Source organism: Microcella sp. (genome assembly GCF_033763155.1).
GTDB lineage: Bacteria > Actinomycetota > Actinomycetes > Actinomycetales > Microbacteriaceae > Microcella.
Genome location: NZ_JANRKZ010000149.1, coordinates 1 through 12,534, shown reverse-complemented (window position 1 = coordinate 12,534; position 12,534 = coordinate 1). Strand labels below are relative to the sequence as shown.

Annotated in this window: 17 protein-coding genes; 10 read left to right on the top strand and 7 right to left on the bottom strand. The window is 65.5% G+C overall.

Features of this window, described 5'->3' with window-relative positions; all coding sequences use genetic code 11:
• Positions 1 to 135: integrase core domain-containing protein (locus tag SFU54_RS11735; RefSeq protein WP_413466575.1), on the top strand; the 135-nt coding region annotated here is incomplete at its 5' end.
• A 14-nt stretch (positions 136 to 149) separates the two neighbouring features.
• On the opposite strand, the gene SFU54_RS06135 is transcribed toward SFU54_RS11735, so the two are convergent.
• On the bottom strand, positions 150 to 752 hold the full coding sequence (locus SFU54_RS06135) for a helix-turn-helix domain-containing protein (RefSeq protein WP_319015405.1): 603 nt from the start codon (positions 750 to 752) through the stop codon (positions 150 to 152).
• 175 nt (positions 753 to 927) lie between these two features.
• Between SFU54_RS06135 and SFU54_RS06130 the strand changes: the two genes are divergently transcribed.
• Positions 928 to 1,530, top strand: coding sequence for a histidine phosphatase family protein (locus SFU54_RS06130; protein WP_319015404.1), 603 nt, complete (start codon positions 928 to 930; stop codon positions 1,528 to 1,530).
• On the opposite strand, the gene SFU54_RS06125 is transcribed toward SFU54_RS06130, so the two are convergent.
• Positions 1,527 to 2,429, bottom strand: a complete 903-nt coding sequence (locus SFU54_RS06125; RefSeq protein WP_319015403.1) for an oxygenase MpaB family protein — start codon at positions 2,427 to 2,429, stop codon at positions 1,527 to 1,529. The genes SFU54_RS06130 and SFU54_RS06125 overlap by 4 nt on opposite strands.
• Positions 2,430 to 2,529: 100 nt before the next feature.
• Between SFU54_RS06125 and SFU54_RS06120 the strand changes: the two genes are divergently transcribed.
• The 3 genes from SFU54_RS06120 to SFU54_RS06110 are packed head-to-tail and all read left to right on the top strand — an operon-like array spanning position 2,530 to position 4,810.
• Positions 2,530 to 4,197, top strand: a complete 1,668-nt coding sequence (locus SFU54_RS06120; RefSeq protein WP_319015402.1) for an FAD-dependent oxidoreductase — start codon at positions 2,530 to 2,532, stop codon at positions 4,195 to 4,197.
• 29 nt (positions 4,198 to 4,226) lie between these two features.
• A complete protein-coding gene (locus tag SFU54_RS06115; protein ID WP_319015401.1) occupies positions 4,227 to 4,544 on the top strand; it encodes a rhodanese-like domain-containing protein in 318 nt (105 codons plus the stop codon).
• The gene (locus SFU54_RS06110; protein ID WP_319015400.1) at positions 4,541 to 4,810 is read left to right on the top strand and encodes a metal-sensitive transcriptional regulator; all 270 of its coding nucleotides are present in this window, start codon (positions 4,541 to 4,543) and stop codon (positions 4,808 to 4,810) included. Before SFU54_RS06115 ends, SFU54_RS06110 begins: the two co-directional genes overlap by 4 nt.
• 12 nt (positions 4,811 to 4,822) lie before the next feature.
• Here the strand turns inward: SFU54_RS06110 and SFU54_RS06105 are convergent, their stop codons facing one another.
• On the bottom strand, positions 4,823 to 5,308 hold the full coding sequence (locus tag SFU54_RS06105) for an N-acetyltransferase (RefSeq protein ID WP_319015399.1): 486 nt from the start codon (positions 5,306 to 5,308) through the stop codon (positions 4,823 to 4,825).
• A 42-nt stretch (positions 5,309 to 5,350) separates the two neighbouring features.
• On the opposite strand from SFU54_RS06105, the gene dapB reads away from it, so the two are divergent.
• Together dapB and SFU54_RS06095 are read left to right on the top strand one after the other, a co-directional pair.
• The gene (dapB, locus tag SFU54_RS06100) at positions 5,351 to 6,118 is read left to right on the top strand and encodes a 4-hydroxy-tetrahydrodipicolinate reductase (RefSeq protein ID WP_319015398.1); all 768 of its coding nucleotides are present in this window, start codon (positions 5,351 to 5,353) and stop codon (positions 6,116 to 6,118) included.
• Complete coding sequence (locus SFU54_RS06095) at positions 6,115 to 6,573, top strand: hypothetical protein (RefSeq protein ID WP_319015397.1); 459 nt, start codon at positions 6,115 to 6,117, stop codon at positions 6,571 to 6,573. The genes dapB and SFU54_RS06095 overlap by 4 nt, the downstream gene beginning before the upstream one ends.
• Here the strand turns inward: SFU54_RS06095 and SFU54_RS06090 are convergent, their stop codons facing one another.
• From SFU54_RS06090 to SFU54_RS06075, 4 genes are read right to left on the bottom strand one after another with little or no spacing between them, the layout of a single operon-like run.
• Positions 6,574 to 7,491 carry a TIGR01777 family oxidoreductase gene (locus tag SFU54_RS06090; protein WP_319015396.1) on the bottom strand — a complete coding sequence of 306 codons (918 nt, stop codon included), beginning with the start codon at positions 7,489 to 7,491 and terminating at the stop codon, positions 6,574 to 6,576.
• Entirely contained in the window at positions 7,491 to 7,916 is a 426-nt protein-coding gene (locus SFU54_RS06085) for an OsmC family peroxiredoxin (RefSeq protein ID WP_319015395.1), read from the bottom strand. Before SFU54_RS06085 ends, SFU54_RS06090 begins: the two co-directional genes overlap by 1 nt.
• A gap of 40 nt (positions 7,917 to 7,956) precedes the next feature.
• Entirely contained in the window at positions 7,957 to 8,481 is a 525-nt protein-coding gene (locus SFU54_RS06080) for a DUF4395 domain-containing protein (protein ID WP_319015394.1), read from the bottom strand.
• Positions 8,478 to 8,903, bottom strand: a complete 426-nt coding sequence (locus SFU54_RS06075; RefSeq protein ID WP_319015393.1) for a thioredoxin family protein — start codon at positions 8,901 to 8,903, stop codon at positions 8,478 to 8,480. The genes SFU54_RS06080 and SFU54_RS06075 overlap by 4 nt, the downstream gene beginning before the upstream one ends.
• An 84-nt stretch (positions 8,904 to 8,987) precedes the next feature.
• On the opposite strand from SFU54_RS06075, the gene thyX reads away from it, so the two are divergent.
• The 3 genes from thyX to SFU54_RS06060 form a co-directional block, all read left to right on the top strand.
• A complete protein-coding gene (gene thyX, locus SFU54_RS06070) occupies positions 8,988 to 9,722 on the top strand; it encodes an FAD-dependent thymidylate synthase (protein WP_319015392.1) in 735 nt (244 codons plus the stop codon).
• Between the two features lie 44 nt (positions 9,723 to 9,766).
• Positions 9,767 to 10,741 (top strand): 4-hydroxy-tetrahydrodipicolinate synthase, encoded by a 975-nt coding sequence (gene dapA / locus SFU54_RS06065; protein WP_319015391.1) that lies wholly within the window; start codon positions 9,767 to 9,769, stop codon positions 10,739 to 10,741.
• Between the two features lie 55 nt (positions 10,742 to 10,796).
• Positions 10,797 to 12,534 (top strand): ribonuclease J (locus tag SFU54_RS06060; RefSeq protein WP_319015390.1); only part of this gene is annotated, 1,738 nt, incomplete at its 3' end.

Genomic DNA, 12,534 nt, shown 5'->3' with positions numbered 1-12,534 from the left:
TACACCTCGAACGAGGCCCGATCAGCGACCTACGCTGACTGGCTCGAGGAATACAATCGCCGACGACCCCACAGCGCCCTCGACGGTCACACGCCCGCTTGCCGCGTTCACAACCTCACGGGTCGTTACACCTAGCGGCCCGACGGGCGTCAGCGCCGAGGCGCTGCGAGTTGGTCGTCGAGCACTCGCTCAATGCTCCGTCGAAAAGCGACCGATGCCCCGACAGGATCACCCACGTAGCCCCACGAGAGTGCGCCCACGTACGCGACCATGATCTGGTCTGCGGCCTCCCCGGGCAATGGATGCCCCAAAGCGCTCAGCAACTCCGTGACGCGCGCCGCTATTGCGTCATGGTGCTCGGCAATCATGATGCGCACGGGGTCGCGCGGGTCAGGAAACTCCGCGGCAGCGTTGACGAACAGTGAACCTCGAAAGTCATCGAGCCGAAGATCGGCGTTGACGGCGTCAACGAGCGCCAAGAGCCGCTCGTGCGGAGCCTCGTGGGCCGCCATGCGAGCGTCGAGAGTGGCGAGTCGCGCCGCCGACGCCGCAGCCACGTAGTGCTGAATGAGTCGATCTTTCGAGCCGAAGTGCTTGTAAAAAGTCGCCTTCGTGACCGATGACTGTTGGATCAACCGATCGACCCCGACCGCTCTGATGCCTTCTTGCGAAAACAGCGTAGTTGCGGCGTCGAGAATGCGTTGCTTCGCCGGGGCGATGGGGCGACCTGAGTCGACTGGGGCTGCACTCAACACTTTCTGCTCCAGCTCGCCGCGGGATCGTGCCCCTCCTCGGGTGAGGCGGCACTGCCGGTGGCCACACACTATCAGGGGACAGACAGTCTTGTCTGTCGGTATTCACGCACCGCATTCCAGCGCGGTCAGACACATGGCTTAGGCTCGACCGGGTTAGAGCCAGGGGGATTTCGTGTCACGGTACGTCTATCTCGTTCGTCACGGCGAGCAGCAAGCTGCAGAGCATGGGCTTCCCGATGGCCCTTTGAGTGGCCGAGGCCAACGGCAGGCTCAAGCCATTGCCGAACGATTGAGTGGTGTGCCCTTTGCGAGCGTGCACACGTCTCCCTTGCAGCGCGCTGTCGAGACGGCGCGGCTCATGACGGAACGCATGCCCGCGGTCGAGCCGCAGCTCTCCGCCCTGCTCATGGACTGTATTCCCGCCGGCCCATCGCCCGACATGCCCCACGCCTTTGAACCGTTCTTTGGGGGAATCACTCCCGAAGAGATCGCCGCGGGTGAAGCGCAAATGGCCGACGCCACGGCGGAGTGGCTGTCGCCCTCGCGTGACGATCGGCACGACCTGCTCATTACGCACAACTTCGTCATCGCATGGTTCGTGCGCGAAGTATTTGGTGCGCCCGCGTGGCGCTGGATGGGCGTTAACCAGGCCAATTGCGGCCTCACGATCATTCGCGTGCGCACGGCCAAGCCGCCCGTACTCGTCACGCACAACGACTTGGGGCACTTGCCCGCAGAACTGCGCACGGGGCTCCCCGTCGATCAACCCTTCTAGCGCGCGGCTTCACGCGCGAGGCGCTCGAGGCGCCGACGCGTGTACGAGAGGCTTGATGATTCGGCGCCGAGAATGGCCCGCATCCAGGCCAAAGCGATGCCGGTGAGGGTGATGGCCGGCCACCACGGGCGACGCAGGCCGAGCAGCTCGCGATACGGCGCGGGCAGCGACGCAACGGCGCCCGCGAAGAGAAGACGGTAGGCCGGGCCGACACCGCGGCCCAGCGGCGGGTTCTTGAGCCACCGCACCGCCTCGTCGACGCGGTCATCGCGCCGCAACACGGGCAGGTAAGCAGCGATAGCGGCATCGAGCTCGGCGCGGGATCGCGGCGGGCTCGCCATGCCCATGAGCTCGCCAGCCCTGGCCCACTCGCGTACGTACTGGTCAGAGCCGCCCGACACCGGGCTTCCCCACGTCTCGTGGCTGCCGATAAAGGCGTCGGCGAACACACAGTGCACCCAGCCGATCAGGTCGGCGTCATCGGCCGAGTACAGCGCGACCGATCCATCGGCAGCGCGATACTCGCCCCGCACCCGCTCGTGCAACCGTGATACCCATGTGCAGGCTGCTGTCGCTTGCTCACGATCGGCAAAGGTCGTGGTCAAGACCCAGCGCACGGTACCGGCTAGTCGACCGAGCGGGTCGTCGCGATATCGCGAGTGATCGTGAACTCCCGCCATCGCACCCGGATGCAGGGTCTGCATCAACAGGGCACGGATGCCCGCGACGACGGTCGGGATTCCGCTGTGGACCTCCCATACCGCCGAGCCGGGCCCAAACCAACCCTCGTCGTCACCCGTTTTAAGAGCGCGCACCCACTCGGGGGTTCCGTTTGCATCGCCCGAAAACATCACGAGAATGCGCGCTCGGGCGCGGGTGACAATGGCCGGGCGTCGCATGCGACGACTGTCGCACACGGCACTGTGCCGATCTCGTGAGCGGGCTGAGAGTCATCACGGTCGATTCGCCAAAATACCCCCAGGGGTATACTGTATTGACATGACCTCTCCCCGGACCTTTGTCATTGTCGGTGGTGTCGCTGGCGGTATGTCGGCCGCCACACGCTTGCGTCGTCTTGACGAGCATGCGCACATCATCGTGCTTGAACGGGGGGCGCACGTGTCGTTCGCAAACTGTGGGCTGCCCTACCACGTTGGTGGAGTCATCGCCGACCGCAATGCACTCATCCTTCAGACGCCCGCGACACTGGGTGCGCGGTTCGCTCTCGATGTACGCGTGCGCACGGAGGCAATGGCGATCGATCCGGCGACACGCACGGTCACGATTCGTGACCTGACGTCGGGAGACGAGCAGCGGCTGCACTACGACGCGCTCGTCTTGAGCCCCGGGGCAGCGCCGTTGCGCATCCCCATTCCGGGTGTTGAGCGCGGATTCGTATTGCGCGACGTCACCGATATGGACGCCATCATTGCCGCGGCGACGGATGCCCGCCGCGTCGTCGTCGCGGGAGCCGGCTTCATCGGTCTTGAGTTGGCCGAGAACTTGCGACACCGAGGGCTAGAGGTGGCTGTGGTTGAGATGCTGCCCCAGGTGCTTCGCCCCTTCGACCTCGAAATGGCCCACCTGATTGCCGAGCGTCTGCGCGAGAACGGCGTCGAGTTGCACCTCGGCACCACGCTCAGTGGCATCGAACCCGACCACGTGATTCTCGACGGCGGCGCTTCGACTCTGCCGGCTGACCTGGTCGTGCTCTCGGTGGGAGTACGCCCCGAGAGTGGGATCGCGCGTGATGCCGGCCTCGCCCGTGACTCACGCGGGTACATCATCGTCGACGCCGAGCAACGCACGTCTGACCCGGCGATCTTTGCCGTCGGCGATGCGGTCGTTAAGCAGCGATTCGACGGTGACCCTTCGCCAGTCTGGCTCGCTGGGCTCGCGAATCGCCATGGTCGGCTTGCCGCCGACGTCATTGCCGGTCGCCCCCACGCGGCTGTTCCCGCCTTCGGTACCGCCGTCATCGGAGTTTTCGGCCTGACGGCCGCCGTGGTCGGTCGCTCGGAGCGTGAGTTGCGAAACGAGGGCCGGGCGATTCGCGTCATCCACACCCACCCGATGAACCATGCTGGCTATTACCCCGGCGCCGAGGCGCTCTCTCTGAAGCTCATTGTCGATGCCGAGACCGACGCGATCCTGGGTGCGCAAGCGGTCGGTGGCGGCGCTGAGAAACGCATTGACATCATTGCGACAGCAATGGCGGGCGCTATTCCGGCGCGAGCACTTGCTGATCTCGAGCTCGCCTATGCGCCACAGTTTGGTTCGGCCAAAGACCCGGTCAACATGCTGGGGTACGTTGACGACAACCTGCTCGACGGTGAAAAGAGCGTGCAGTGGCACGAACTCTCCGACCGCGTCGCTGAGGGATGGCGGCTCATCGATGTGCGCACCGAGACAGAGAACGCCGCCGGTGCGATCCCCGGCAGCGAGCTCCTCACCCTCGACGGTCTTCGTGACCACGTGGATTCGTTGCGAGGTGAACGCGTAATCGTCACGTGCAAGGTCGGCCAGCGTGGACACACGGCGGCGGCGCTGTTGCGGCAGTACGGTGTGACCGTGGCAAACCTCGATGGTGGCTACACAACCTGGCGGGCCGGAATGGCGGCAACCGACGGGGTGGCCAACAACCCACTCCCCGCTGTTGCCGCATAGTTCACGACATTCAGCAGAAAGTTCTCCGAATGGCAGCAGAAGTCAGCGTCGCGCAGCTCGCGATCGAACGCGAAAACGGGGCGACCGTTCTTGACGTGCGCGAAGTGCATGAGTACATCGAAGCGAGGGTTCCCGGCGTTCAGCTGGTGCCGCTCGCCACCGTTCCCGATGCGCTGGATGCTCTGCCGCGCGACACGACTCTCTACGTGATTTGCCGCTCTGGTGTGCGCAGTCAATACGCGGCGGACTACCTCAACGACAACGGCTTCGACGCCATCTCCGTGGCGGGCGGAACCATGGCGTGGATTCAGCAGGGCTTCGACTACGAGACAGGAGACGACCAATGACGACGATTCCCGTCAGCGAAGTCACGTCGATCACCAATCGCTTGCGCCGAGCCCACGGCCAACTCGGCGCCGTTCTTGCCATGATCGACGAGGGTCGCGATTGTCGTGACATTGTCACGCAGTTGAGCGCAGCATCCAGCGCCATCGATCGTGCCGGTTTCGCGATCATCGCGTCCGCGCTCAAGGAGTGCTTGCGCAACGGCGAGAACGGCGGCGACCCGGTTGAGGTCGCCGATCTGGAGAAGCTCTTTCTCAGCCTCGCCTGATTCGCAGGGCGACTAGAGGGTTCGCCCTAACCACGTCGTCGCGTTGGGGTTGTCGTTGTACGGCTCGATGGGCGCAAAACCCAGCGAACGGTACAGGGCACCGGCGGCATCAAGGCTTTCATTAGTGTCGAGCACGAGCTCGGCCGCGCCGAGTGCACGCGCGCGACGGGTGAGTTCGGTCATGAGCGCGCGCCCGTACCCAAGGCGGCGAGTGTGCGGCTGCACCCACAAGTGCTTCACCTCGAATCGAGCACCGAGAGTGCCATCAGCGATGCGGCGCACTCCGCCGCAGCCCACATCGGCCGGTTCGCCCGAGAGGTTCTCGCCCTCGACGAGAACGAAGACGCCGGCGGGAGGGGTGAACTCTGCGTCGATCGGTTCAGAACGCCGGTAGGCATCAGGCCCCGCGGGAAAACCGAGAGCTCGGGCAGTGAAGTATTGATCGAGCAATACGCGTGCCGATACGTCACTCGGAAGGGCGGTACGCCAGGTCACCATGGCCCCAGCATAGGTGTGCGGTCGCCGCCGTAGACTGGCGGCATGGTCACTCGAGTCGCCGTCGTCGGTGCGAGCGGACGACTCGGGTCGCTCGCATGCACGCTCATCGAGCAGCAGTCGGAGTTCGCCCTTGTCGCGCGTCTTGATTCGCGTTCTGACTTGGGCGAGATGCTCGGAGCCGATGTCGTCCTTGACGTCACCGCTCCCGGTGTCTCGCCGACGGTCGTCGACCACGCGGTGCGCGCTGGCCTGAAGGTTCTCGTCGGCACGAGCGGCTGGAGCGAAGACCGCCTGCGCACGCTGCGCACGCTGGTGCAGTCGCATCCGGAGGCGGGCGTCATCGTGATTCCCAACTTCTCGCTGGGCAGCGTGCTGGCGACGCACTTCGCCACGATTGCCGCGCGCTACTTCGAGTCGATCGAGATCGTCGAGACACATCACGCGGCGAAGGTCGATTCGCCCTCGGGCACGGCCTTGCGCACGGCCGAGCTCATCGGCCACGCCCGCGCCGAGTTGGGCCCCGTCGTGGCACCCCACACCGACCAGCGTGCGCGCGGTCAGCAAGTCGCGAGCGTGCCGATCCACTCGCTTCGACTGCAGGGCGCGGTTGCGCGGCAAGACGTGCACTTCGGCGGCACCGGAGAAGTGCTGACGCTCACGCACGAGACCCTCTCGGCGAGCTCGTACGAAGCGGGCATCATTCTGGGCTTGCGAGCGGCGCTCGACACCACCGGCCTCGTCGTCGGTCTCGATTCGCTCATCGGCCTGCACACTCCCTCCGTTTCGACGCCGACGGTCGACGACGAATGAGCACGACTCGGTGGGCCGCCTTCGGCATGGCGGCACTCCTGGGGCTCTATCTGATCGTCGTTCTCGGCTACGCCCTCCGGCTCATCTCTGACCCGCTGCCGATCGTGCAGGCCATGGGGTGGGCGCTCGTTGTCTTTCCTCTTCTGGGATTCTGGGCGCTTGTCGTCGAGTTACGCTTCGGGTTTCGCGCGGCCGCCCTCGCACGCCGGCTCGAGGCGGAAGGTGCGCTGCCCGATGATGTTCTTCCCGCTCGAGTGAGTGGTCGAGTGGAGCGAGAAGCGGCGGACGCCGTTTTCGCGCGATATGCGGCCGAGGTTCAGGAGCATCCCGAATCGTGGCAACACTGGTTTCGGCTCGCGCTCGCCTATGACGCCAGCAGAGACCGTCGCCGGGCTCGGTGGGCGATGCGCGAAGCCATTCGGCTCGAGAGATTGCCTTCCGCCGCTGAGGCGTGACTAGTCGACGGGCGTCGGTCGAACGAGTTCTTCGATCGCCTGCTCGACCGTCTCGTGCCGAAACACGAAGCCGTCGGCGAGCAGTTTGGTCGGCACTTGTCGCTGGCTCGCGAGCAGCAACTCGCGCCCGGCGTCGCCCATGAGGGTGCTGATGAGCCCCTCGGGCAACGAGAACAGGTGCCAGCGGTGCATGGCGGCGGCAAGCGCGCGGGTCACACGGTCACTCGTGGCCGGTGTCGGCCCCGCGAGATTGACAGGACCGCTGAGGCTCGACGTCAGCAGGTGACGCAGCGCCGCTGCTTCGTCGTAGAGGCTGATCCAGGGCCAGTGTTGGCCGCCCGATCCGATGCGCGCGGCGGCCCCGAGTGACGTGAGCAGTCGCAGCGGCGTCATCGCTCCGCCGCGCCCGACCACGAGGCCCGTGCGAGCGAAAACCGTGCGCGTGGCTTCGGGAGCCAAACTCGCTGCCTCTTCCCACGCGGCAACCACGTCGCTCAAGAAGCCCTCGCCTTTGCTGACGTCTTCGCTGAGCCGGAGCCCCGGCCGGTCGCCGTAGAAGCCCACGGCGGAACCGCTCACGAACACGCGCGGGGGAGTGCTCGCCATGGCCATGCCTTCGGCAAGCGCCCGCGTCGCCCGAACACGAGATTCGAGAATCTGCTTCTGATAACCACGCGTCCACGGGATGCGCGCGATCGACGCCCCCGAGAGGTTGACGACGGCGTCCGCCTTCTCGAAAACGCGAAAGTCGACGACACGCGCCTCGGGCGACCAGGCAAACTCGGTCTCGGTGCGCGGGGCGCGACGAACCAGCGTGAGCACGGTGTGGCCGTCGGCGCGCAGTTGGCGTTGCAGCTCGGTGCCGATGAGGCCCGAAGCGCCCGCGATGAGAACTCGCAGGGGAGTTGTCGCCGCCACTACGCGAGCGAGGCTTCGAGCGTGATCGGAATGCCCGCGAGAGCCTTCGAGACAGGGCATCCACTCTTCGCGTCGTCGGCGAACGACTGGAACTGCTCAGCCGTCATGCCAGCGATCTTGGCGCTGACGAGAAGGTGGCTGCCCGTGATGCCCTCACCGGGAACGAACGTGACCGCGGCGGTGACCTGCAGGCTCTCGGGAGCGTGGCCCGCCTTGCTGAGAGCGTTCGAGAGAGCCATCGAATAGCACGCCGAGTGGGCAGCGCCGAGCAGCTCTTCGGGGTTGGTGCGACCGGCAACGCCTTCGGAGCGCGCCGCCCACGTCACCGGAAACTCTCCGGCATCAGACGAATCAAGCGAGGTCGTGCCGGTGCCTTCCAGCAGAGACCCGAACCACAGGGTGGTTGCTTCACTGGTAACGGCCATGGCAGTTCTCCTCACAACTCGGGGACTCCGGGCCTTTAGCCTACGCGCGAGCGGGGGAGCGGCGAATGATTCTCGCCCGAACCAGCAAAACGTACAGCTGGCACCCGAGGCAGTAGGCGAATGCTGCGTTGAGGAACGCGGCGATGAACGCCGCACTCGCGGCGACAACCAGCGCACCCGGTACCCCGAGGAGGTGCAGCACGAGCCCCGTTGCGGTCACGAGAAGACCGACGAGTTGCGCGAACGTCGGCGGAGCCGGGTCTTCTCGCTCCGCCGGAGGCGCGAGACGCGGGGCCACCACCGCGCGATAGAGCAGTCCATAGGGGTGCTTCTGGATGCCCGCGAACGCTCCCCACGCAAAAAGCGCCACGATCACCGTGAGCAGCAGTGCTGCGGGCTGAAGTGCTCGCGCGACGAGATCGCCGCCGAGGGTCTCCGTCAGCCCGAGCAAGACGACCGTGAGCAAGAGCACCGCGGTGATCGACGCGCCGAATCGCGGCCCACGCGGATCAATACCGAACGGCTTCACCGGGGTCTCGGGCGCCCCTGCCTTCTCGGCGCTCACGCGGTCACCACCGCAAGGGTGCGAGCGGCGTCAACCGCGGCGCGCACATCGGCGGGCTTGACCGCGCCGATGAGTCGCGAGCGAACGTGTCCGTCACGGTCGAGCACGAGCGTGGTCGGGGTCGAGTAGACCGAGTGACGGCGAGCAACATCGGGTTCGTCAATGACGTCGATCTCGCGGTGCGCCACGGTGCCGTCTGACGCGACGAGTTCGGTGGCGATGCGTCGCATGGCGACGCACGCCGAGCAGACCGGGCTCGAGAGCTGCACGAGCGTCACCTCGGCGCCGTCGACGATCAACTGGTGCTCGTCTCCGCCGCAGCCGCTCGCGACGCGCGTGTTGCGGGCACGCAGAGTGAAGCCGAGCACGGTCGCGAGGGCGACGAGCGCCACGATCACGATGAGGGCGGGAAGAACATCCATACCGAAGAAAATACGAAACAACCTGCAGGTATTCCTGAGTGTGACGTTCTGTGACCGCGTGGCACCCCCGGTAGGGTTTCGAACGTGACCGAGGCAGCCGAGATCCAGTTCCGTTCTGACGTAACCGTCGAGCTTGTTCGGGCGAGCGCCCACGACAGCGACGTGCTCTTTGCCGCGCGCGTGTCGACCCAGGGCGAGCAGACGCTCGAGTCGGCTGCCGCGGGTGACGGCGCGACCGACCGCGATCGCGGCCTCATCAACTACCTCATGCGTGATCGCCACGGCTCGCCCTTCGAGCACAACTCCATGACGTTCTACGTGCAGGCGCCGATCTTCGTCTTCCGCGAGTTCATGCGACACCGCATCGCCTCGTACAACGAAGAGTCGGGCCGCTATCGCGAGTTGCGTCCGGTGTTCTACGTGCCCGGCCCCGATCGCAATCTCGTGCAGGTCGGTAAGCCCGGAGCGTACGACTTCTTGCCGGGCACTCCCGAGCAGACCGCCCTGGTCGACGCCGAGGTGCGCGGTGCGTGCACGGCCGCCTACGCGTCCTATCAACGGATGCTCGACGCGGGCATTGCGCGCGAAGTGGCCCGCGCTGTGCTCCCCGTGACGATCTACAGCTCGATGTACGTCACGATGAACGCTCGCTCGCTCATGAACTTCCTGAGCCTGCGCACCAAGCGCGAAGGGACGCACTTTCCGTCGTTTCCGCAGCGCGAGATCGAGATGGTCGCCGAGCAGATGGAGCAGCACTTCGCCGAGCTCATGCCCCTGACTTACGAGACCTTCAACGGCAACGGTCGCGTCGCGCCCTAGCTGACGAACCCGCGGCATTGCGTGGGCGCGATACCCTGAAGCACGTGTCTGTGAACAATCCCTTTGGTCAAGTGCTCGTTGCGCTCGTCACGCCCATGCTGGCTGACGGCGAAGTGGACTGGGCCGGGGTCGAGAAGCACATCGACGACGTCATCACGGCGGGTGCCGACGGCATTGTCGTGACGGGCACGACGGGCGAGACGAGCACCCTGACCGACGCTGAAAAGATTCGGCTGGTCGAGGTCGGCAAGTCGGTGAGCGCCGGCCGAGCATCCATCATCACGGGCGGCGGGTCGAACGAGACCGCGCACGCGATCGAGCTCTACAAGGCGAGTGCCAAAGCCGGCGCCGATGGCGTCATGATCGTCACGCCGTATTACAACAAGCCGACGCAGGCCGGCGTGCTCACGCACTTTCGCATGGTGGCCGACGCGACCGACCTGCCCGTGATTTTGTACGACATTCCGGGCCGTGCGGGCATCGAGATCAAGTACGAAACGATTCTGCGCGCCGCCAAGCACCCGAACATCCTCGCGGTGAAAGACGCCAAGGGCGACTTGAGCGAGGTGAGCCGCGTGCTCAACCAGACCGACCTCATGTACTTCGCGGGCGACGACGCCAACGTGCTCCCGACGCTCTCGATCGGTGGCACGGGGCTCATCGGAGTGACGGCCAACATCGCGCCGGGCTCGTATCGCACAATCGTCGACGCGGTCAACGCCAATGACCTCGCCACCGCGACGGCTGAGCACCAGCACCTCGAACCCCTGGTGCGGGCGATCATGACGCACGTGCCGGGAACGGTAGCGACCAAGTACGTATTGCACGGCCTCGGTCGCATTGGCACCCCGCGCGTACGTCTGCCTCTTGTCGGCCCCGAAGAGGCCGAGGCGGCCCTCATCGAAGATGAAATCGACCTCGTGACGAATGTTGCTGGGCTCGACGTGCACAACTTCCGACCCGACCGCAATGCTGCGGCCGGTGGTGCTCTGCCCAAGGTGGCCGGCACCACTCGATAGACCGAATCAGGGGGCCCGTGTGCCCCACCGCGCACCATCACCAGCAAGGCGCCACATGCCCACTGAACTCTTCACACCGCCTGCCCTCGACCGCTCAACGTTGCGCATCATCCCGCTCGGAGGGGTGGGTGAAATCGGCCGCAACATGACGGTGTACGAGATGGACGGCAAGCTGCTCATCATCGACTGTGGCGTGCTCTTTCCTGAAGAGACGCAGCCGGGTGTCGACCTGATCTTGCCCGACTTTGACCCCATTCGTGAGCGCCTCGATGACGTGCTTGCCGTCGTGCTCACGCACGGACACGAAGACCACATTGGTGCCGTGCCCTACCTGCTTCGCATGCGCCACGACATCCCGATTCTCGGATCGACCTTGACGCTCGCTTTCGTCGAGGCCAAGCTCAAAGAGCACCGCATTCAGCCCTACACGCACACCGTGAAAGAAGGGCAGATCGAGCAACTCGGGCCGTTCTCGCTCGAGTTCATCGCGGTCAACCACTCGATTCCCGATGCCCTCGCGATCGTCGTGCAGACCGCCGCGGGCACCGTGCTCCACACCGGTGACTTCAAGATGGACCAGTTGCCGCTGGATGATCGCATCACCGACTTGCGCGCCGTCGCTCGCTGGGGCGAGAAGGGCGTCGACCTGGTGCTCAGCGACTCCACGAACGCCGACGTGCCCGGGTTCACCGCTCTCGAGCGCGACATCGGGCCCGTGCTCGAAAACGTCATTGCTCGCGCGCCCCGACGCGTGATCGTCGCGAGCTTCTCGAGCCACGTGCACCGCGTGCAGCAGGTTCTCGACGCTGCCCACGCGAACGGGCGCAAGGTCGCCCTCATGGGCCGCAGCATGGTGCGCAACATGACGATCGCGGCCGACCTCGGCTTTCTCAAGGTGCCCGACGACATCCTCATCGATCACAAAAAGGCAGCCAATCTGCCTGACGACCAGATCGTCTATATGTCGACCGGAAGCCAGGGAGAACCCATGGCCGTGCTCGCGCGCATGGCTAACCTCGAACACCAGATCGAGATCGGCTCGGGCGACACCGTCATCCTTGCCTCGAGTCTGATCCCCGGCAACGAGAATGCTGTCTACCGCGTCATCAACGGGCTCATGAAGCTCGGCGCCAAGGTCGTGCACAAGGGCACCGCGCGCGTCCACGTCTCGGGCCACGCCTCGGCGGGCGAGTTGCTCTATTTCTACAACGTACTCAAGCCCAAGAACGTCATGCCCGTGCACGGCGAGCAGCGGCACCTCGTCGCGAACGCCGAGCTGGCGATCGCTACGGGCGTGCCCGAGCAGAACGTTCTCGTCGCCGACAACGGCTTGGTCGTTGATCTGCGTGACGGCGTCGCCCGTGTCGTCGGCCAGCTCGACATCGGATTTGTCTATGTCGACGGATCGACTGTCGGCGAGATCACCGACGCCGATCTCAAAGACCGCCGCATCCTCGCTGAAGAGGGCTTCATTTCGATCTTTGTCGCGATGGATGCTCAAACCGGCAAGGTCGTCGTTGGCCCCGAGATTCACGCGCGCGGGTTCGCCCCCGACGAAGCGATCTTCGATGACGTCAAGCCGCAGATCGTCAAGGCGCTCGCCGAAGCGGCGTCGAACGGCACCCGCGACACGCACGCCTTCAGCCAGGTCGTGCGCCGCACCGTCGGCCGCTGGGTCAACACCCAGCACCGCCGTCGCCCGATGATCGTGCCGGTCGTGGGGGGGGGGGGGGCGCCGGGAACACCCGGGGGGAAGGGGGAAAAAACCCCCCCGCCCCCCCCCCACCGGGGGG

What these genes read in the sequence shown, in the direction of transcription:
- SFU54_RS06095 (WP_319015397.1), top strand. Translation starts at nt 6,115, where the DNA reads ATGAGCACGACTCGGTGGGCCGCCTTCGGCATGGCGGCACTCCTGGGG.
- SFU54_RS06125 (WP_319015403.1), bottom strand. Translation starts at nt 2,429, where the DNA reads ATGCGACGCCCGGCCATTGTCACCCGCGCCCGAGCGCGCATTCTCGTG.
- SFU54_RS06075 (WP_319015393.1), bottom strand. Translation starts at nt 8,903, where the DNA reads ATGGATGTTCTTCCCGCCCTCATCGTGATCGTGGCGCTCGTCGCCCTC.
- SFU54_RS06120 (WP_319015402.1), top strand. Translation starts at nt 2,530, where the DNA reads ATGACCTCTCCCCGGACCTTTGTCATTGTCGGTGGTGTCGCTGGCGGT.
- SFU54_RS06085 (WP_319015395.1), bottom strand. Translation starts at nt 7,916, where the DNA reads ATGGCCGTTACCAGTGAAGCAACCACCCTGTGGTTCGGGTCTCTGCTG.
- SFU54_RS06105 (WP_319015399.1), bottom strand. Translation starts at nt 5,308, where the DNA reads ATGGTGACCTGGCGTACCGCCCTTCCGAGTGACGTATCGGCACGCGTA.
- SFU54_RS06115 (WP_319015401.1), top strand. Translation starts at nt 4,227, where the DNA reads ATGGCAGCAGAAGTCAGCGTCGCGCAGCTCGCGATCGAACGCGAAAAC.
- dapB (WP_319015398.1), top strand. Translation starts at nt 5,351, where the DNA reads ATGGTCACTCGAGTCGCCGTCGTCGGTGCGAGCGGACGACTCGGGTCG.
- SFU54_RS06110 (WP_319015400.1), top strand. Translation starts at nt 4,541, where the DNA reads ATGACGACGATTCCCGTCAGCGAAGTCACGTCGATCACCAATCGCTTG.